General features: G+C 65.9%; 17 protein-coding genes. 11 read left to right on the plus strand and 6 right to left on the minus strand.

Annotated features, from left to right (window positions below; translation table 11 throughout):
- Window position 1: 1 nt before the first annotated feature.
- From LK409_RS04220 to LK409_RS04240, 5 genes are read left to right on the plus strand one after another with little or no spacing between them, the layout of a single operon-like run.
- Window positions 2-772, plus strand: a complete 771-nt coding sequence (locus LK409_RS04220) for a hypothetical protein (RefSeq protein ID WP_197535302.1) — start codon at window positions 2-4, stop codon at window positions 770-772.
- Window positions 769-2826 (plus strand): DEAD/DEAH box helicase, encoded by a 2058-nt coding sequence (locus tag LK409_RS04225; protein WP_010927935.1) that lies wholly within the window; start codon window positions 769-771, stop codon window positions 2824-2826. Before LK409_RS04220 ends, LK409_RS04225 begins: the two co-directional genes overlap by 4 nt.
- A complete protein-coding gene (locus tag LK409_RS04230; protein ID WP_010927936.1) occupies window positions 2819-4015 on the plus strand; it encodes a GIY-YIG nuclease family protein in 1197 nt (398 codons plus the stop codon). Before LK409_RS04225 ends, LK409_RS04230 begins: the two co-directional genes overlap by 8 nt.
- A gap of 57 nt (window positions 4016-4072) precedes the next feature.
- Complete coding sequence (locus LK409_RS04235) at window positions 4073-5179, plus strand: hypothetical protein (RefSeq protein WP_010927937.1); 1107 nt, start codon at window positions 4073-4075, stop codon at window positions 5177-5179.
- Between the two features lie 44 nt (window positions 5180-5223).
- Window positions 5224-5424, plus strand: coding sequence for a hypothetical protein (locus LK409_RS04240; protein ID WP_010927938.1), 201 nt, complete (start codon window positions 5224-5226; stop codon window positions 5422-5424).
- A gap of 339 nt (window positions 5425-5763) precedes the next feature.
- Here LK409_RS04240 and LK409_RS04245 read toward each other — a convergent pair whose 3' ends face one another.
- A complete protein-coding gene (locus LK409_RS04245; protein ID WP_010927939.1) occupies window positions 5764-6453 on the minus strand; it encodes a TetR/AcrR family transcriptional regulator in 690 nt (229 codons plus the stop codon).
- 12 nt (window positions 6454-6465) lie between these two features.
- Between LK409_RS04245 and LK409_RS04250 the strand changes: the two genes are divergently transcribed.
- Window positions 6466-7896: an MFS transporter gene (locus LK409_RS04250; protein WP_010927940.1), complete on the plus strand. Its 1431-nt coding sequence runs from the start codon at window positions 6466-6468 to the stop codon at window positions 7894-7896.
- Window positions 7897-7928: 32 nt separating this feature from the next.
- Here the strand turns inward: LK409_RS04250 and LK409_RS04255 are convergent, their stop codons facing one another.
- Window positions 7929-9182, minus strand: a complete 1254-nt coding sequence (locus tag LK409_RS04255) for an MFS transporter (protein WP_033840863.1) — start codon at window positions 9180-9182, stop codon at window positions 7929-7931.
- Between the two features lie 109 nt (window positions 9183-9291).
- Between LK409_RS04255 and LK409_RS04260 the strand changes: the two genes are divergently transcribed.
- Both LK409_RS04260 and LK409_RS04265 read left to right on the plus strand, forming a co-directional pair.
- On the plus strand, window positions 9292-9720 hold the full coding sequence (locus tag LK409_RS04260; protein WP_010927942.1) for a winged helix-turn-helix transcriptional regulator: 429 nt from the start codon (window positions 9292-9294) through the stop codon (window positions 9718-9720).
- A gap of 103 nt (window positions 9721-9823) precedes the next feature.
- Complete coding sequence (locus LK409_RS04265; protein ID WP_010927943.1) at window positions 9824-10915, plus strand: tellurite resistance/C4-dicarboxylate transporter family protein; 1092 nt, start codon at window positions 9824-9826, stop codon at window positions 10913-10915.
- Here the strand turns inward: LK409_RS04265 and LK409_RS04270 are convergent.
- Genes LK409_RS04270 through LK409_RS04280 form a run of 3 tightly spaced genes read right to left on the minus strand, consistent with a single transcriptional unit; the run spans window position 10893 to window position 14521 of the window.
- Entirely contained in the window at window positions 10893-11543 is a 651-nt protein-coding gene (locus tag LK409_RS04270) for a glutathione S-transferase family protein (protein WP_010927944.1), read from the minus strand. The two genes, LK409_RS04265 and LK409_RS04270, sit on opposite strands and share 23 nt — an antisense overlap.
- The gene (locus tag LK409_RS04275; protein WP_010927945.1) at window positions 11540-12733 is read right to left on the minus strand and encodes a DJ-1/PfpI family protein; all 1194 of its coding nucleotides are present in this window, start codon (window positions 12731-12733) and stop codon (window positions 11540-11542) included. Before LK409_RS04275 ends, LK409_RS04270 begins: the two co-directional genes overlap by 4 nt.
- Before the next feature lie 60 nt (window positions 12734-12793).
- Complete coding sequence (locus tag LK409_RS04280) at window positions 12794-14521, minus strand: SulP family inorganic anion transporter (protein WP_010927946.1); 1728 nt, start codon at window positions 14519-14521, stop codon at window positions 12794-12796.
- A 111-nt stretch (window positions 14522-14632) separates the two neighbouring features.
- On the opposite strand from LK409_RS04280, the gene LK409_RS04285 reads away from it, so the two are divergent.
- Window positions 14633-15991, plus strand: coding sequence for an MBL fold metallo-hydrolase RNA specificity domain-containing protein (locus LK409_RS04285; protein WP_010927947.1), 1359 nt, complete (start codon window positions 14633-14635; stop codon window positions 15989-15991).
- A gap of 19 nt (window positions 15992-16010) precedes the next feature.
- On the opposite strand, the gene LK409_RS04290 is transcribed toward LK409_RS04285, so the two are convergent.
- Window positions 16011-16916 (minus strand): AraC family transcriptional regulator, encoded by a 906-nt coding sequence (locus tag LK409_RS04290; protein ID WP_010927948.1) that lies wholly within the window; start codon window positions 16914-16916, stop codon window positions 16011-16013.
- Between the two features lie 283 nt (window positions 16917-17199).
- Between LK409_RS04290 and LK409_RS04295 the strand changes: the two genes are divergently transcribed.
- Window positions 17200-18189 carry a tripartite tricarboxylate transporter substrate binding protein gene (locus LK409_RS04295; protein WP_010926480.1) on the plus strand — a complete coding sequence of 330 codons (990 nt, stop codon included), beginning with the start codon at window positions 17200-17202 and terminating at the stop codon, window positions 18187-18189.
- 25 nt (window positions 18190-18214) lie between these two features.
- Window positions 18215-19306, plus strand: a complete 1092-nt coding sequence (locus LK409_RS04300) for an amidohydrolase family protein (protein ID WP_010927949.1) — start codon at window positions 18215-18217, stop codon at window positions 19304-19306.
- Window positions 19307-19315: the final 9 nt, after the last annotated feature.

Here is a 19315-nt window from a genome sequence, read left to right on the forward strand (position 1 = left end):
TGTGCTGCTCCAGATGTGGGGGCCGTTTCGAGAGTCGCTCATCAAAGGGCATTTGTTCTATACCGAACAGGCACAAAAGCGTTTGCTTTCGCAGTTCGAGGATATGGAAGCTGAGGCTGACCGTGCCGCTGAGGAATGGCTGGAGAAAAGTGGTCCGCGTTTTGATCCAGATAGACACGATCCCGGTGATTTCTACGAAGCTGCTAATGATGCAGGGATTGAGTTCTACGGACTCTTGAGTGACATGCGCGACCAAACGCGATTGAGCGTTGTTGCCGGGATGTTTCACGAATGGGACAAGCAACTGCGCGATTGGCTGGTGCGAGAAATTCAGCATTGGCACCATGGCGATAACGTGAACATGCAAGTCTGGTCAGTCAATTTCGTGCAAATGGTTGATTTACTGGAAAGATTTGGCTGGGATCTGCGCAGCAAAAATTATTTTCCTGCACTTGATGCATGTCGTTTGGTGGTCAACGTCTATAAGCATGGCGACGGGAAATCCTTGGATGACCTGAAGAAAGCGTACCCAGAATACCTTGAAGACCCTCTTGCAGGTTTGAGGGAAGATCTTTCCAGCCTCCAATTCCGAGACCACACGAATCTCAAGGTGAGCGATGATCAAATTCAGGAATTCTCAATAGCCATTATGAATTTCTGGCGTGACGTTCCGGAGAATGTTTTTTCCACCCAGGTGACTGACGTTCCTCAATGGTTTGAGAACGCCATGAAAAAAGATCAAGGCAACTCGCAACAGACGAGCAAAAAATGAGCAACAGAATCGATCAATCCGTCCCTTCCGTTTCCGTTACCTACGCCCGTAATGGCGCATCGACCAAGGCCAATGCGCTTGGGATGCGGCCCATGCAGGAGCGGGCCTACGAGAAGCGGGGCGAGCAATACCTGCTCATCAAGTCGCCGCCCGCATCGGGCAAGAGTCGTGCGCTGATGTTCGTGGCACTCGACAAGCTCAAGAACCAAGGCTTGAAGCAGGCCATCATCGTCGTGCCGGAGAAGTCCATCGGTGCCAGCTTCAACGACGAGCCACTGTCGAAGTACGGCTTCTGGGCTGACTGGCAGGTCGAACCCAAGTGGAACCTGTGCAACGCGCCAGGCAACGATAACGGCGGCAAGGTTAAGTCGCTGGGCGCATTCCTCGAAGGCGACGACAAGGTGCTGGTCTGCACCCATGCGACCTTCCGCTTTGCGGTCGATGCCTACGGCGTGGAGGCGTTCGACGACCGACTGATCGCGGTCGATGAGTTCCACCACGTTTCGGCCAACCCGGACAACAAGCTCGGCTTGCACCTCGGGCAGTTCTTCGCTCGGGGCAAGACGCACATCGTCGCCATGACCGGCTCCTACTTCCGTGGCGACGCCGAGGCCGTGCTCGCGCCGCAGGATGAGTCGAAGTTCGATACCGTCACCTACACCTACTACGAGCAACTCAATGGCTACGAGTACCTCAAGCAACTCGACATCGGCTACTTCTTCTACAGCGGGCCTTACGTTGATGACATCCTCAATGTCCTCGATCCCGCCGAGAAGACCATCATTCACATCCCGAATGTCAATTCGCGCGAGAGCACGAAGGACAAGATGCGCGAGGTAGAACACATCATCGAGGCGCTGGGGGAGTGGCAGGGCATCGACGCCGCCACCGGCTTCCAGCTCGTCAAGCGCCCCGATGGCCGCGTGCTACGCATCGCTGATCTTGTCGATGATGATGCCGCCAAGCGCGACCGCGTGTCCGCCGCGCTCAAAGACCCGGCGCAGAAGAACAACCGGGACTATGTGGACATCATCATCGCGCTGGGCATGGCGAAGGAGGGCTTCGACTGGATTTGGTGCGAACACGCCCTGACTGTGGGCTACCGAGCCAGCCTGACCGAGATCGTTCAGATCATCGGCCGTGCAACCCGCGACGCGCCTGGTAAGACCCGCGCGAGGTTCACCAACCTGATCGCTGAGCCGGATGCAGCCGAGGAAGCTGTCACCGAGGTCGTCAACGATACGTTGAAGGCCATCGCAGCCAGCCTGCTGATGGAGCAGGTTCTTGCTCCGCGCTTCGAGTTCAAGCCCAAGAACCCCGACAGCGGCCCGACGCCGGGATTTAACTACGGCGAGGATGGCTACGACGCGGACCGTTGCAATGTCGGTGTCAATGAGCAGACAGGGGCTTACCAGATCGAGATCAAGGGCCTCGCCGAGCCCAAGAGCAAGGAGGCGGCGCGAATCTGCCAGGAAGACTTGAACGAAGTCATCGCGGCCTTCGTGCAGGACAAGCCCACCATTGAGCGCGGCCTGTTTGATGAGGAGCTGGTGCCCGAGGAGCTGACGCAGGTTCGCATGGGCAAGATCATCAAGGACAAGTATCCCGAGCTTGACGCCGAAGATCAGGAGGCTGTGCGCCAGCACGCCATCGCCGCCCTCAACCTCACGCAGCAGGCCAAGCGGCTTGTCACCGAAGGCGAGGGCGACGGGTCGCCCAATACCGCCCTTATCGACGGTGTGCGCCGCTTTGCGATGGACGTGCGCGAGTTGGACATCGACCTGATCGACCGCATCAACCCCTTCGGCGAAGCCTACGCCATCCTCGCTAAGACCATGAGCGAGGACAGCTTGAAGCAGGTTGCGGCGGCGATCTCAGCCAAGCGTACGAGCCTGACGCCGGACGAGGCGAAGGAGATGGCCGTTCGTGCTGTCCAGTTCAAGAAAGAGCGCGGCCGCATTCCGGCGCTCGATTCTCAGGATGCCTGGGAGCGACGCATGGCCGAAGGCGCGGCCGCCTTCATGCGCTTCAAAGCGGAGGGACGCTATGCGTGACGCCGATCTTGACGACCTGGCGGCAGAGCTGGCCGAGTTCGCACCGCCTGAGAAGAAGGGCGGACGCCCGGCTAGCGAGGAGCGCGTCATCGCGGGCTTCGAGGAAATCCAACGCTTCACCGAAAAGCACGGCCGTGCGCCGCTGCACGGTGAAGACCGCGACATATTCGAACGCCTTTACGCCGTGCGTCTGGACCGTTTGCGCGCGCTCCCGGACTGCCGCGCCCTGCTAGAGCCGCTGGACCATCAGGGCTTGCTTGCCGAGGCACCTACCGTTGCCGCTTCGACAGATGAAGCCATCGACATTGACGACCTGGCTGCCGAGCTGGCGGGCCTGGCCAACGCTGGCGACGCGGACGACATCACCGTCCTGCGCCATGTCCGCAACAGCGCCGACAAGCGCGCGGCCGAGGAGGTTGCGGACCGCAAGCCTTGCGAAGACTTCGAGGCGTTCAAGCCACTGTTCGAGCGCGTAGCGACGGAAGTCAAGACCGGCTTGCGCCAGTCCCAGCCTATAGAGGCGGGCCGCCGCGCAATTGAGGCCGGGGACTTTTTCGTTCTCGATGGCATCACGCTCTACGTCGCAGAGGTCGGCGAGCCGTTGAAAACGACCGCCGGGGAGGTGGACCGCCGCCTGCGCCTCATCTTCTCCAACGGCACCGAAAGCAATCTGCTGCTGCGCTCGCTACAGCGCGCGTTCTACAACGACCCCGCCGCGAGGAGACTGGCCTTGCCCGAGAGCGGACAACTCTCTTTTGGCGGCGAGCTTGAGGCCGATGATGCCGAAAGCGGCACGATTTACGTCTTGCGCTCCCTGTCCGATCATCCTTACGTCGCGCAGCACCGCGACATCATCCACAAGATGGGCGTAACCGGCGGCCGGGTTGAAACGCGCATCGCCAACGCCGAACACGACTCTACCTATCTGCTGGCGAAGGTCGAAGTGGTAGCGACCTACAAGCTCGCGGGCATCAACCGCACCCGGATGGAGAACCTGTTCCACAGGCTGTTCGCGCCCGCGCGGTTGAACATCACCATCAATGACCGCTTCGGTCACCCCGTGCAGCCTGAGGAATGGTTTCTCGTTCCGCTGTTCGTGATCGACGAGGCCGTTGCACGCATCAAGGATGGCAGCATCACCGGCTACGTCTACGACCCCAAGGCTGCGAAGCTGGTGAAAGTGGCCTAGATCGAACTCAGCTCTGCCGCCCCGTTCGTCTGAAATTAGCCAAAGATTGGAGCAATTGTGAAGCTGAAGAGGGAAGCCAAGACGCTGAAGGCCAAGGCTATAGCTTCGTTAAAGCGTGGGTTGGAGATATTCAATAACCACGACGACGATGGGAGGCCAGAAACAGTCCTTCTTATGCTTCAGCACGCGAGCGAAATGTTGGCTAAAGCGTTGTTGGTTCAGAAGGGGCAGGACGTCTTTGACAAAGAAAAGGGAACCTCGATTGGTATCGAGAAGGCGTTGAACATTGCTCAGTCAAAAGGGTGGATGAGCGCATCACAAGCTGGAGCTATCCGAGTCATCGACGCTCTGCGTGACCAAGCCCAGCACTGGATGATCGTGGTTCCCGAAGACGCTCTCTACATCAACGCGAGGGCGTTGATAACTGTGTTGGATGAAATCTTGACAGTGCACTTCCAGGACACGATCGCAGACAACCTTCCGGTACGGGTTCTGCCTCTGTCTACCCAACCGCTGCCTGATTTCTTAATGCTGGTGAATCGGGAATACGCACAGATTAGAGAACTGCTTGCTCCGGGCCGAAGGGCGAGAGACGAGGCTAGAGGCCGAATCACGGCACTCCTGGCGATGGAAGCCCATGTCAGTGAAGAGGTTGCTGTTTCCAAACGAGATCTGGATCGAATTGAAGAGGCGATCAAAGACGACACTCCCGTAGAGCAGGTATTCCCACGGTTGATGACCCTAGCAACGAACATTGAAGGGGACGGTCCGACGATTCGAGTCCGAATCACCCGAGCCGCAGACGCTCCAGCGGTTCGCTTCGTGTCGGGTGATGACCCAGAGGGTGCGGCGGCTATCCGTGACGTAGATCTCCAGAAAAAATACCACTGGAGTCCGAGTGCGTTGGCGGAAAAGCTGGGGTTGACAATCAATAAGGCCAAGGCTGTCCGCGACTTCCTGCGTATAGACGAAGATCAATCCAACGTCATGGTGTTTGAGTTCGGGTCTCAAAACACCCGAGGTATTCCGACAATGCGCTGCGCGCGCTTCGGCAAGCTATCACCCCGGAATTGGTCGAGGAAGCATGGCAGGCACGCCCGCGGGGTCGCGGTAGATAGCCTTGTTGCGCAATGTTCGTTTTCGGCAAGGCCGTCGCACGCTTGATTTGCCCTGGCCGCAGGGCAAAATGAACGCCAAGAGGAAAGAGAATGACGAAGCTGCACCAGGACGACCAACCCCAGCCATGTTTCATAACCGACGGCCCGCCGTCCAATGACCTGCCGCCCCCTCCACACCGGACCATGAACCTGCCGCAAATCCTGGCGAGCCTCGCCAATGAAGAGTTGGCGGGGTGGCCCGGCGACTTGGCCGACGCCGAGCGGGAGAAGCGGCGCAAGGCTGGAGTCTGAACCGCATCCGATGGCGGCTAACTCAACCTCCCTTGGCGTCACATGGTATTTCTCATGGCATCAGGCGCGTTGGTATAAGTAACATGTTGATGTAAAAAGATATTTTCTCTTGATGACAATCGAGTGGGAGTGAGGGGCGCCTCCACATGAATTGACACCTTGGAAAATCGCCAGAAGACAATCAATAAGAAGGCGATTTCTTCCAGGTTGTTGATGCTGCAGGGCGGCGCCGATTGACGTTTCGCTCTTCAGGATCTCCCTGGCCGCGACGGCAGGCAGCTCTGACGGATGGCGCAAGCAGCTTCTGCCGAGCCTGGGCCGATGCCGTCCCGCCATCCCTCAACCCGCGCTACCCTCCAGCATTTCCACCACGGCGGCTTTCGCGCGCTTGAACTCCGCGGCGTCGTCCATCGACGCGGCGACGTTGGCGTACGCCTGGTAGGCGAGCAGGTCCATGGCCAGTCTGGCTTCGTTGGTGTCGGCGGCGAGCTGGCCCTGGGCCTTGGCTTGGTGAATCAGTTCGCGCAGGCGCGCGCGGGCGGCATCGCGGTACTGCTGGATCGCGTCCCGTAGCGGTCCGGGGCGGGCGCGGTATTCGCTGCTGGCGGCGGTAATGACGCAGCCGCCCGGCAGCTGACGCGTCTCCACGAAGTCGAACCAGCCGTTCATCAGCGCGCGCAGCCGCGCCAGCGGCGTGCGCTTGCGCATGGCCGGTTCGATGACCTGGGCCTGGTACAGGGCGATGGCGTGGTCGAGCGCCGCCAGTTGCAGGCGTTCCTTGTCGCCGAACAGTACTTGCAGATTGCTTTTCCCTACTTCGGCCCGCTCGGCGACCTGGCCGAAGGTGATGCCGTCCAGTCCCTCGACGGAGAGGAGTTTGACGGCTTCGTCCAGGACGCGTGCGCGCGCGCGTTCGCCGCGCAGCCGGCGGCCGTCGACGGTGGGGGCGGGGGCAGGTTGAGTCATGGCAGGGTTCGGCGTATTTGCGCGGACGGGGTTTTTCATCATACTATAAATACGATCGTACATATATTTATAAGGATGACGGACGCGATGCCTCCCCCCAATGTTGAAAGGCGCCACCCTTGGCGCGCGCTGGTCGTGCTGTTGACGGGCAATTTCGTGACGATTCTGGATCTGTTCATCGTCAATGTGGCGTTGCCCAGTATCCAGCAAGGTCTGTCGGCGACGGATACGGATTTGCAGCTGGTGGTGGTGGCCTATGCGTTGGCTTATGGTCTGTGCCTGATCAACGGCGCGCGCCTGGGAGATCTGTTCGGCCGGCGGCGGCTGTTTATGGCCGGGATGGGGCTGTTCACGCTGGCGTCGGCGTTGTGCGGGGTGGCGGTGACGCCCTGGCAGCTTATAGCCGCGCGCGCGTTGCAAGGCGTGGGCGCGGGGGTGTTGATGCCGCAGGTGCTGGAGTCGATCAGGGTGCTGTTCGAGGGCGAAGCGCGCAGGCGCGCGTTCGGGGTGATGGGCGCGGTCCAGGGGGTGGCGGCGACGGTGTCGCAATTGCTGGGCGGCGTGCTGATCACGATGAATGCGTTCGGCCTGGGGTGGCGGCTGGTGTTCCTGATCAATGTGCCTGTGGGTATCGCGGCGTTGCTGGCGGGGCGGCGAGCCTTGCCCGAGTGGCGCGCGCCGGTTGCGACGAAGGTGGATATGTGGGGCGCGCTGCTCGGCGCCGTCGGGCTGGCCTTGATCCTGGTGCCGGTGATGGAGGGGCGCGAGCACGGCTGGCCGTGGTGGTCGCTGGCCGGGCCGGTGCTGGCGTTGTTGGTGCTGGGGTATTTCGTTCACTATGAGCAAGGGCTGGTGCGCCGCGGCGGCGTGCCCATGCTGGATATGGGGCTGTTTGCCAACCGGCCGTTCGTGGCGGGGATCGGCGCCGTGTTTTTCTTTTTCTCGGCGATCAGTTCGTTTTTCTTTGCGCTGACGTTGTTGCTGCAGTTCGGGCTTGGCATGGCGCCGCTGGCGGCGGGCGCGGTGTTCACGCCGTCGGCGTTGGCGTTTTTCGGCGCGTCGCTGGTCGGGCCGCGGCTGGCGGCGCGCTATGGCCGTGGCGCGCTGCTGTTCGGGGTGCTGGTGTTTGCCGCGGGCGTGGCGCTCTCGGCTGTCACCGCCGCGACGCAGCCGCACCATCTGCCGCTCCTGGTGGCGTCGCTGGTGCTCAACGGGGCGGGCCAGGGGCTGGCGATCCCGCTAGCGTTCAATGCGATTCTGGGCGCGGTGCGAGAGGAGCAGGCCGGCATGGCGTCGGGGATGCTGAGCACCTTGCAGGTCGTGGGTACTTCGGTTGGCGTGGCGGTGGTGGGCGCGGTGGTGTTCGCGGCGCTGGAGGCGGCGGGGCGCTGGCCGGCTGCCGATGGCGCCATGGTCTATGGGCGGGCGCTGGCCGTCGCGATGGTCTATAACGTTGCCGCGGCCTTGGCCAGCTGGGTGTTGTTCAGGTTGGCGATGCGCAGGTAGCCCCGGGCCATACGCCGGTGCGGCGGGGAGGCCTACGGGCGGCTGGCGCGGTATGGCGCTGCGGGATGTCCTGTGCGCCGCGTCGCCCACCAGAACAGCAGCGCCAGCAGGCTGACCGCCGCGCCCAGCAGGCATACGCCGCGCCAGCCGGCATGGGCATAGGCGGCCGTCGTGCCGATCGCGCCCAGTCCGCTGCCGATTGCGTAGAACAGCATGTAGAGGCCAACCAGACGGCCATGGGCCTGGGGCCGGGTGCGCAGGATCAGGCTCTGGTTGGTGACGTGCAGCGCCTGTCCGCCCAGATCGAGCAGCAGGATGCCGATGACCAGCGCGCCGAGCGATTCCTCCATCAGCGACAGCGGCCACCAGGCCAGCAGCAGGGCGGCCAGCGCCGCGGCGCTGGTGCGTTGGGCATGGCCCTGGTCGGCCCATTGCCCGGCCCGCGCGGCGGCAAGCGCGCCGACCACGCCGACCAGGCCAAAGGCGCCGATGGCGGTGTGCGAGAAGCCGTAGGGCGGGGCGCTCAAGGGCAGCACCAGCGCGCTCCAGAAGATGTTGAACGCGGCAAACATGAGCAAGGCCAGCATGCCGCGCACTTGCAGGGCTTTTTCTTCGCGCAGCAAGGTCAGCAGGGAGGCGATCAGCCGCGGGTAGCGCATCGCGCCGGGCGCGGCGGCCAGGGTGGGGAGCCAGCGCCAGAGCGGCAGCGCAAGCGCCAGCATCAGTGCGGCGGCGCAGAGGTACACGCCGCGCCAGCCGGCCAGGTCGCTGACGCCGCCGGCAAATACCCGGGCCAGCAGCAGACCGATGAAGACGCCGCTTTGCGCCGCGCCGACCACGCGCCCTTGCTCATGGGGCGCGGCGGCGCTGGCCGCGTAGGCGATCAAGCCCTGCGTCATTGCCGTGCCCAGCAAGCCCACGGCCAGCATGCCCGCCAGCAGGGCGGGCGCGGAGCGCGCCGCGCCCACCGCTGCCAGCGCGCCCACCAGCGCCAGCAGTTGCATGGCCATGAGGCGGCGGCGGTTCATCCGGTCGCCCAGCGGCACCAGCAGCAGGGCCAGCGCGCACCCGATCTGGGTGGCCGTGACCACGCCGCCGATCGCCGCATGGCTAATGCGAAAGTCGCGCGCCAGGGCGTCGAGCAAGGGCTGGGCGTAATAGACATTGGCCACGCTCAGGCCACTGGCGATGGCGAACAGCCATACCAGGCCGCGGGGCATGCCCGCGGACCAGGCTGGCGCGCTGCCTGAACAGGGCGGTAACGCAGATGCGAGAGAGGTTTTCATGGTTGCGGGTTCGCGCATTGTGGTTTCAAATTAAAACCAGTTGAATGCTAGGCCATGTAGTTTTAAAATAAAACCGGAGATCGCCAGGACCGCCTGGCAAGGAGCATCCATGCCGCCCCGCAAGCCTATGAACGACGAACCTTGTCCCGTTGCGCGCTGTGTCGACCTGATCGGCGATCGCTGGTCGCTGCTCATCGTGCGCGATGCCTTCGATGGCGCGCGCCGCTTCGGGGATTTCCAGCGCGGCCTGGGCGTGGCGCGCAATATCCTTTCCGACCGGCTGCGCAAGCTGGTGGAGGCGGGCGTTCTCGAAATGCAGGACGCCTCGGATGGCTCGGCGTATCAGGAGTATGTGCTCACGGCCAGGGGGGAAAGCCTGTTTCCGGTCCTGGTGGCGTTGCGGCAATGGGGCGAACGGCACCTGTTCGAGCGTGGCGAACGCCATTCGGTGCTGCTCGACAGGCGCACGGGCAAGCCGGTTGCCTTCATGGCGCCTGTCGCGCAGGACGGCACGGTGCTGGCGCCGGCCGCGGCCTAGGTGCGCAAGGTAAAGTGAGGCTCGCGGCGCGGGCCTGGCCAGTCGGGGTTATATGGTATTTTGCCCGATAGCTTGATCCCTGAACCCCATTCTCCGTCAAAACATGTCCCCGCGCGGTCCTGAGCTCGCTCCTTCCTCGGCCCCTGCAAATCCGGGCCTGCTGGCCGGGCTGTCGCCGGCCAGTTTCGGCATCGTCATGGCTACCGGCATAGTGTCGCTGGCCTGTGCTTCGCTGGGCTTGCCGTCGGTGGGGCGCTGGCTGTTCGCGCTGAGCGTGCTGCTGTATGCGGTGGTGTGGGGGCTGAACCTGGCGCGGCTGCTGCGCCATCCGCGGCGCATGCGCAACGATGCCTGCGATCACGGGCGCGCGCCGGGTTTCTTCACGGCGGTGGCGGCCAGCGGCGTGCTGGGCGGGCAGTGCCTGTTGCTGGCCGATGCGCGAGGGGCGGCGATGTGGCTGGAAGCGGTGGCGGTGGTGCTGTGGGTGGTGTTGAGCTACGGCATTTTCGCGGCGGTGATGGTCAAGCGCGACAAGCCGCGCCTGGAGCAGGGCATGAGCGGCGGCTGGCTGCTGGCGGTGGTGGCGACGCAGGCGCTGGTGGGGCTGGGGACGTTGCTCGCGCCGGGCCTGGACGAGGCGTGGCAGGGGCGCTTGGCGCTGGCGCTGCTGGGTCTGTGGCTGTGGGGCGGCGTGCTGTATGCCTTGCTGATGTCGCTGATTTTCTACCGCATCCTGTTCCTGCCGCTGTCGCCGACCGATCTGTCGCCGCCGTACTGGATCAATATGGGCGCGATGGCGATTTCGACGCTGGCCGGCACGCTGCTGTTGCAGCAGTCGCATGCCTGGCCTTTGCTGCAGACAGTGCAGCCGTTCGTGCAGGGTGTGACCCTGCTGTTCTGGGCCGGCGGCAGCTGGTGGATTCCGCTGCTGCTGGTGCTGGGCGTGTGGCGCCATGGCCTGCAGCGCCATCCCTTGCGCTATGAGGGCCTGTACTGGGCAATGGTGTTTCCGCTGGGCATGTACGCGATGGCGACGCACCATCTGGCGTTGGCGCTGGAGCAGGCCTGGCTGGAGCCGCTGGCGCGGGCTTTCATGTGGGTGGCGCTGGGCGCCTGGACGCTCGCGGCGCTGGGGCTGGTCGGCGCGCTGGGCCAGATGTTGCGCCGGCAGCTCAACTTCCCGGCGCGGCATTGAACGCGGCCCGCTGCGCGTCGAACGCGCGCTGGCAGGCCGGCCGCGCCTGGCCGCGCGCGACGTAGGCGGCGAGGTTGGGGTATGCGTCCAGCATGTCCGAGCCGTTCAGCCTGCGCAGTACCGTCACCATCAGCAGGTCGCCGGCGCTGAACGGGCCGTCGAGCCAGTCGGCCTGGCCCAGGCGACGCGAGAGGCTGGCTAGGCGCTGCCGGATGCGGTCTTCGAGTACCTGCAGGCGTTGCGCGTACCAGGGCGCGTCCCGTTCGAGGACGGTCGCGATCGCGCGTTCGAAGATGGGCGGCTCCACGGTGTCGAGCGCGGCGAACATCCAGGCGATGGCGCGCGCCCGGGCGTGCGCGTCGTCCGGCAGCAGGCCGCCATGGCGCTCGGCGATGTGCAGGACGATGGCGCCCGATTCGAACAGGGCGAGCCCGTCTGCTTCGTAGGTTGGAATCTGTCCGAAGGGGTGTAATGCCAGGTGGGCGGGCTGCTTCATGGCTTCGAATGACAGCAGCCGCGCGCGGTAGGGCTGGCCGACTTCTTCGAGGGCCCAGCGTACCCGCATGTCGCGCGCCAGGCCGTTGCCGCCGTCGGGCGAGCGTTCAAAAGCGGTAATGGTGGGGATCATGGGAGGCCTCCATTGGCGTGCGCGGCCAGGGCGGTCGTTGCCGCGGACGCGCCGCGCCACGGGTATTCGAGTTGCATGGCGACGACGCTGGCGGTGGGCGCGCCATAGCGGCCGGCGATGGCGCGTAGGGTCCGGTCCAGGGTTTGCGCCGGCGCCTGGTCGGTGTAGGTGTCGATGCGCCGCGTGGCCGGCCAGTCGGCGGCCGCCGCGTCGGGGATGACGCGGATCCTGTTGCGGGTTGCGATGGCGCCGGATGCCTGGGCGTAGGAGACGGCTTGGGAGCGGTAGGTGCGCGACCAGGCGTCGGCGGCCAGGGCCAGCGAGACTTCGTCCATGCCGGGTCGCAGTTCGATGCCGATTTGCTCGCGGTTCCAGAACGCGAGCACGTTGCCGAGCACGGTGGTCGCGAACGGGCGTGTCAGGGCGAAGGCGCCGCTGGCGTGGCGGATATCCCAGGCGGGGATGGCCAGGTCCTGGGCGACGGCGCGGGCCTTGTGGCGCCCGGCGATGGCTTCGATCAGCAGCAGCGTCATGGGCATGGACGCGGTGACGCCGGTGGTGGTGACGACGCCGCGGTCGGCCACCACGCGCCGGTCCGCGACGTAGCGGATCGACGGGTGCCGGCCTAGCAGTTCCTTCAGGTAGTACCAGTGGGTGGTGGCGCGCTTGCCGTCGAGCAGGCTCGCGGCGGCGACGACCTTGGCGCCGGCGCACACGCCGATGATGGTTGCGCCCTTGCGCGCCTGCCCGCGCAGCCAGGCGAGCACGGCGGGGTCGTCGTCGCGGGTCATGGCGGGGACGATGACGTAGTCGGCGCCGGCGGGGTTGCGCGCGTCGAAGGCGTCGAGGGTCGCGTCGGCTTCGACGGTGAGCGCCGGAAACAGTCTGACCGGGCCGGGGCCGGTCGCCAGCGTGACGACGTCGGCCACGTCGGCGCGCTGCAGGATGCCGGTGGGCACCAGGTAGTCGGTGGTTTCGGTGGCGTCGTTGATGCCGACGACGGCGATGAGCGGCCGTTGCCGCCGGGTGGGCGCCAGCGAGGCCAGCAGGGCGGTTGTTTCGCTGGCCGCGATGGGCGGGCTGGCCAGGCCGGCGGGAGCGGACGGCAGGCTGATCAGCCAGGCGCCGAAGCCTCCCAGCGAGAGCAGCAGGAGGGGCAGTGCGGCCCGGAGGAGGCGGCGCTTGAACATGATCGGGGTTCTCCGCGGGGGAGGCGTCAGCCGTCAGGTTCAACGCTACCACTACCTGGGCTACGGGTCGATGGTCCCTTGCGGGGGCCGCTTCAGATAGTCGTCCACGGCGCTCTCCACCGTGGGATGGAAGCGGTCGGCGCCGAATACCTCGGACAGTTCGAAGCGCTTGAGTTTGTCGCGCACGGGGTCCTTCATTTCGGCGAAGTGCAGGGCGATGCCGGACTCGGCCAGGTGATGGCTCAGCTCGCGCAGCATGTCGGCCGAGGTGACGTCGACGCTGGTGACGGGCTCGGCCGTGACCACGACGCGCTGCACCGGGGTGGGCGAGGCTTGCACGGCTTCCAGCAGCCGCTGCTGGAACAGTTCGGCGTTGGCGAAGAACAGCGGCGCGTCCCAGCGGAACAGCACCAGGCCGTCGATCAGCGCCGCATGCGGGTAGCGCTTGAGGTCGTGGTAGCCGCGCAGGTCGGGCACGCGGCCGAGCACGGCGAAGTGCGGCCGCCAGCCGTCCCAGAGGAATTCGAGGACGGCGACCACGACGGCCAGGCAGATGCCGGGGATGGCGCCGAATGCGACCACGGCGGCAAAGCACAGCATGGACAGCCAGAATTCCCATTGCTGGATGCGGAAGATGCGCCGCAGGTCCTTGAATTCGAACAGGCCGATGGCCGCGGCGATCACGACGGCGGCCATGGCGCTGCTGGGCAGGTGGCGCAGCAGGTTGGGCGCGGCCAGCAGCAGGGCGGCCACGGCCAGCGCGCCGACCACGCCGGCCAGCTGGGTGCGCGAGCCCGCGGCTTCGGCCACGGGCGTGCGCGAGGCGCTGCTGCTGACCGGAAAGCCCTGGAAGAAGCCGGTCGCGAGGTTGGCCACGCCCAGGCCGACCATTTCCTGGTTCGGGTCGACGCGCGTATGCGTGCGCGCGGCGTAGGTGCGCGAAAGCACGCTGGTGTCGGCAAACGAGATCAGGGCGATGGCGCAGCCGCCCAGCACGATCCTGGCCAGGTCGGCGTTGCTGAGCCACGGTATGGTGAAACCGGGCAGCCCCTGCGGGATCTCGCCCAATACTTGGACGCCGCGGCCGTCCAGGCCGAACAGGCTGACGGCCAGCGTGGCTAGGACGACGGCGATCAGGATGCCGGGCAGGCGCTTGAAGCGCTTGAGCAGCAGGATGAGGCCCAGGGCCGCGCTTCCCACCGCAAGGCTGTATCCGTTGGTCCTGCCGTCGAGCACGGCCTGCGCGAGCTGCCAGAGTTCGCGCAGCGGGCCGCCGTCGTCGGTGGGGATGGCGAACAGCTTGGGCAGCTGGCTCGCCAGCACGACCAGCGCGATGCCGTTCATGTAGCCGTAGCGGATGGGCTTGGACAGCAGCTCGGTGATGAAGCCCAGCCGCAGCAGGCCCAGGATGATGCAGAACAGCCCGGAGACGATGGCCATGAGGCTGGCCGTGGCCACCGCGCGCATGGGGTCGCCCTCCGAGACGCTGAGCACGACCGCGAGGATGGGCGCGGCCAGCGCCGAATCCGGACCCAGGACGAGGATGCGGCTGGGGCCGAACAGCGCGTAGGCGAGCAGCGGGACGATGGTGGCGTACAGGCCATAGACGCCCGGCACGCCCGACGCTTCGGCATAGGCGATGCCCACCGGCACCAGCATGGCCGTGAGCACCAGGCCGGCGGCCAGGTCGCGCGGCAGCCAGGCGGCCTGGTAGGTCTTCAATACGGCCAGTCCGGGCAGCCAGCGCAGCCAGTTTCGGTGGGGCGTATCGGCAGGGGAGGAAGCCATGCAGCGTCTTTGCGGAGAGTGGTACGGTGGGGCCGATTCTACCGACCCGGCCCGTCTGATCCATAATCAGGATGACCCGCCTGGCGGCGCGGCCATTCGGAGGAAGCAACCATGCTTACACTGACCTGCCTGGGCGGCGCTGGCACCGTCACCGGATCCAAGCACCTGCTGCGCCACGGCGACACCCGCCTGCTGGTCGACTGCGGCCTGTTCCAGGGGCTGAAGAACCTGCGCGAACTCAACTGGCAGCCCTTGCCGGTCGCGCCGGCCGATGTCGACGCGGTGGTGCTGACCCACGCCCATCTCGATCACTGCGGCTACCTGCCGCGGCTGGTGGCCGAAGGCTTCCGGGGCAGGATCCACGCCACGCCGGCGACCCGCGATGTGTCCGAGCTGATCCTGCTCGACAGCGCCAACCTGCAGGAGAAGGACGCGGAGTTCGCCAACCGCAAGGGGTATTCCCGCCACGCGCCGGCGCTGCCGCTTTATCGCGTGGTCGACGCCGAACGCGCCTTGGCGCGCTTCTCCGACGTGGCGCTGCACCGGGAGACCGCCTTGCCGGGCGGCGCGACGCTGACATTGCGCCGCGCCGGGCATATCCTGGGCGCGGCCACGGCGCAGATCGACATCGGCGGCATGCGCGTGGTTTTCTCCGGCGATCTGGGCCGCTACAACGACCCGGTGATGCACGATCCCGAAGATGTGCGCAACGCCGACTACCTCGTCATCGAATCCACCTACGGCAACCGGCGCCATGACGCCGCCGATCCCGTCGAGGCGCTGGGCGCGGTCATCGAGCGTACCGTGCTGCGCGGCGGCACCGTCGTCATTCCCGCCTTCGCCGTGGGCCGGGCGCAGACCCTGATCCATGCGCTGTGGAAGCTGCGCCAGGCGGGCCGGCTGCACAATGTCCCGGTCTACCTGGACAGCCCCATGGCGACCAGCGCCACCGAACTGCTGGCGCGCCACGCCAGCGAACACAAGCTGAGCGCGCAGGACTGCGAGGCCGCCTGCGCGGCCGTGACCTATGTGCGCGACGTCGAGGGTTCCAAGGCGTTGTCGGCCAACCGCTATCCCAAGGTCATCATCTCGGCCAGCGGCATGGCAACCGGCGGCCGGGTCCTGCACCACATGGCCGCCTTCGGCGCCGACCATCGTAATACCTTGCTGTTCGCCGGTTTCCAGGCGGCCGGCACGCGCGGCCGCAAGCTGCTCGATGGCGCCACCGAAACCAGGATCTACGGGCAGTGGATGCCGGTCAGGGCCGAAGTCGCCGAGCTGCCGATGCTGTCGGCGCATGCCGACAGCGATGAACTCATGCGCTGGCTGGCGGGCTTTCAGGAGGCGCCGCGACGGGTCTTCATCGTCCATGGCGAGCCGCAGGCCTCGCAAGCCCTGCGCGAGCGCATCCAGCGCGAATTGAACTGGCAGGCCATCGTACCTGTGCAGGATCGGCGCTACACGCTGTGAGCGGCGCGGCGGACCGAGGCTAGCCAGCCTGGCCGCGCGGCGGATGCCAGGCGGCGGGCGAGGTGTAGCGGCGCGGCGGCACGCCGACGATGCGCTTGAAATAGCGCGTGAAATGGCTCTGGTCGAAGAAGCCGGTGGACAGGGCGGCGTCGGTGATCGACGTGCCGCGCAGCAGCAGGCGCTTGGCGCGCTCGACGCGCAGCTGCGTCTGGTAGGCGTGCGGCGGAATGCCGATCTCGCGCGCGAACAGGCGGTTCAGGTGGTATGGGCTGGTATGGGCCACGTCGGCCAGCTGCGCCATGCTGAGGGTGTCGCGGTAATGGGCATCGATGTAGTCGCGCACCAGCAGGGCCTTGCGGCGGTTGCGAGCCACCGGCCGGGGCGCGATGGGCCCGGCGCTGAAGCCGCCGACCAGGCATTGCAGCAAGGCCAGCAGGCGCGACTCCTGTTCCAGCGGATTGGCGTGGGCGCGGGTGCGCGCATGGGTATCGGCGAAGCGCCGGATGAAGGCCGCGTCGCGTATCACCAGGTCGTCGAATACGGGCAGGCCGCAGTCTACGCCGCGCAGGCTCGTGGCGATGTCCTGCATCTGGCGCGGATCGACGAACATCAGCAGCGAGGTGTCGCGGCGATTGCGCACGCCCACCGTGACGACGCTGTGGACGTCGCCCGGATGGAACAGGATGACGCTGCCCGGCGGCGCGTTCCAGGTTCTGCCCTCGCACAGGTATTCGCCGGGGTCGCGCGTGGTGATGCCGATCTGGTAGGTGTCGTGCGCGTGCCTGGGCAAGGCGGTGGGCATGCCCGTATGCGCCTCCAGCACCACGCCGCCGCAGCGCCAGGCGTGTATGGCGCTTTGCCCGTCGCACAGGACGCCAGGCTCCTGGGAAACGCCAGGAGGAATCGGGTTTGCCGTCTTGTCCATGGCCGCTGCCTGCCTCCGTCGTTGGAATTCGTTATGAGGGCAGTCTAGGCAAACCGGCGCCGACACTCCATAAAGCAAGGTGAATAAGTAATATGCCGCATTGCTTATGTTATGCCGGGACGGCGGTCGATTCTCCGCGCCAATGCGGGTTTTCATGGGGCGCGCAGCATGCCTGGCGCGCGGAGGATTTTCGCAAGAATGTACAAGAGGCCGGCTGCCGTCGCTTCCTACACTGGCTGCCCGGAACGCACGAGGCGTTCCCGCAGAACGACAGGGAGCAGGCATGTCTGGAAATCCTTCGGCGCACCGACCCCGGCGGCGCGCGCTGCTGGCGCTGGCAGGCGCCGCCATGATCGCAAGGCCGGCCATTGCCCGGTCGCGTTTTCCGGATCGATCCATCCGGTTGGTGGTGCCATGGTTGCCCGGGTCGGCGGCCGATAACGAGTTGCGTGCGCTGGCCCATGTGGCCGGCCGCGATTTCGGCCAGTCGGTCGTCATCGAGAACAAGGCGGGCGCAAGCGGGATCCTGGGCGCGCAGATGATTGCGGCCGAAAAACGCGCCGACGGCTATCTGCTGACGCAAATGCACACCACGGCGTTTCGCATGACGGCGCTGATGGACAAGCCGCCGTATGACGTGATGGACGACTACAGCTGGATCATCCAGCTGGTAGGCTATTCCTATGGCACCGTCGTGCGGGCCGATTCGCGCTGGAAGGACTGGGACGGATTCGTCGCGTATTCGAAGGCCAATCCAGGCAAGGTGACCCTGGGCACGGCCGGCGTGGGCACGACGCAGCACATCACCATGATGCAGGTGGCCAAGAAGCTGGGCGTCGAGTGGCTGCACGTACCGTTTCGCGGCGGCGGCGACGAAGCGCAGGCGCTGCTGGGCGGGCAGATCGACGCGGTGGCGTCGTCGACGTACTGGGCCGAGCTGGTCAACGCCGGCAAGCTGCGCCTGCTGGCCACGTTCGGCGTGGAGCGCGTCAAGCGGTTCCCGGACGTGCCGACGCTGCGCGAGCTGGGCGTGGATATCGCTCAGATCGCGCCCTACGGCCTGGTCGCGCCGCGTGGCCTGGATCCCGACGTCAAGCGCGTGCTGCATGACGGCTTCAGGAAGGCGCTGTATTCGCCGCAGCATCAGGCCGCGATCGAACGCCTGGACATGCCGCTGGCCTACCTCAACAGCGAGGATTACGAGCAAGCGGCCAAGGCGCTGTTCAGGGAAGAGGTCGAGGCGATCCGCAGCCTTGGCATAAAGAACGGTTGAAGGGCATCAGGCCCGTATTGCGAACATGGAGAATGCCTTGAGTACCTTGCCCTTGACGGCGCCGTCCGCGGAATTGCCGCGCTTCGGACCGCCCCATATCCCCATCCGCGAGGACTGGCTGGACCGGCAGCGCGAGGAGATTCTCGACCCCGGCCTGCCCATTGTCGACGCCCACCACCATTTGTGGGACCGGCCCGGGCAACGCTATATGTTCGAGGATTTTCTGCGCGACACGGGCAGCGGCCACAACATACGCGCGACCGTGTACGTGCAATGCCGCTCGATGTACCGCCTGGACGGGCCCGCCGACCTGCGGCCGGTGGGCGAGGCCGAGTTCGTCAACGGCGTGGCGGCCCGCAGCGCCAGCGGCATGTATGGCCCCATGCGCGCCTGCGCCGCGATCGTGGGCTACGCGGACCTGACGCTGGGCGCCGCGGTCGAGGAGGTGCTGCATGCGCTGGTGCGGGCCGCGCCCGATCGCCTGCGGGGCGTACGAAACATGACCGCGGCGCATGCCTCGCCGGCGGTGGCGCCAGGCTTCGGCCGGGTGCCGGAAGGCTTGTTGTCGGATGCACGGTTTCGCGCCGGCTATGCGCGGCTCGCGCCGCTGGGGCTGTCGTACGACGTATGGGCTTTCCACAGCCAGTTGGCCGAAGTGCTGGACCTGGCGCGTGCGTATCCGGACACGGCCTTGATCGTCAATCATGCCGGCGGCCCGCTGGGGATAGGCCCGTATGCCGGGCAGCGCGACGAGGTCATGCGCGATTGGGACCATCACCTGCGCGCGCTGGCCGATTGCCCCAACGTGGCGCTGAAACTGGGCGGGCTGGGCATGCACATCAGCGGCCTGCGTTTTCACGAGCAGGACATGCCGCCGTCGTCCGAGGCGCTGGCCGAGGCCTGGCGGCCATGGATCCACACCGCGATAGAGCGGTTCGGCGCCCAGCGCTGCATGTTCGAAAGCAATTTCCCGGTGGACAAGGGCATGGCGGCCTATGCCGCCGTCTGGAACGCCTTCAAGCGCCTGGCGCGGGGCGCGACGCCGCGGGAGCGGCAAGCCCTGTTCGCGGGTACCGCCGCGCGCCTCTACCGCCTGCCGGCCTCGGTACTGGCCTGAGCCCTGGCA

Source organism: Bordetella parapertussis, assembly GCF_020735925.1.
Classification (GTDB): Bacteria; Pseudomonadota; Gammaproteobacteria; order Burkholderiales; family Burkholderiaceae_B; genus Bordetella; species Bordetella pertussis.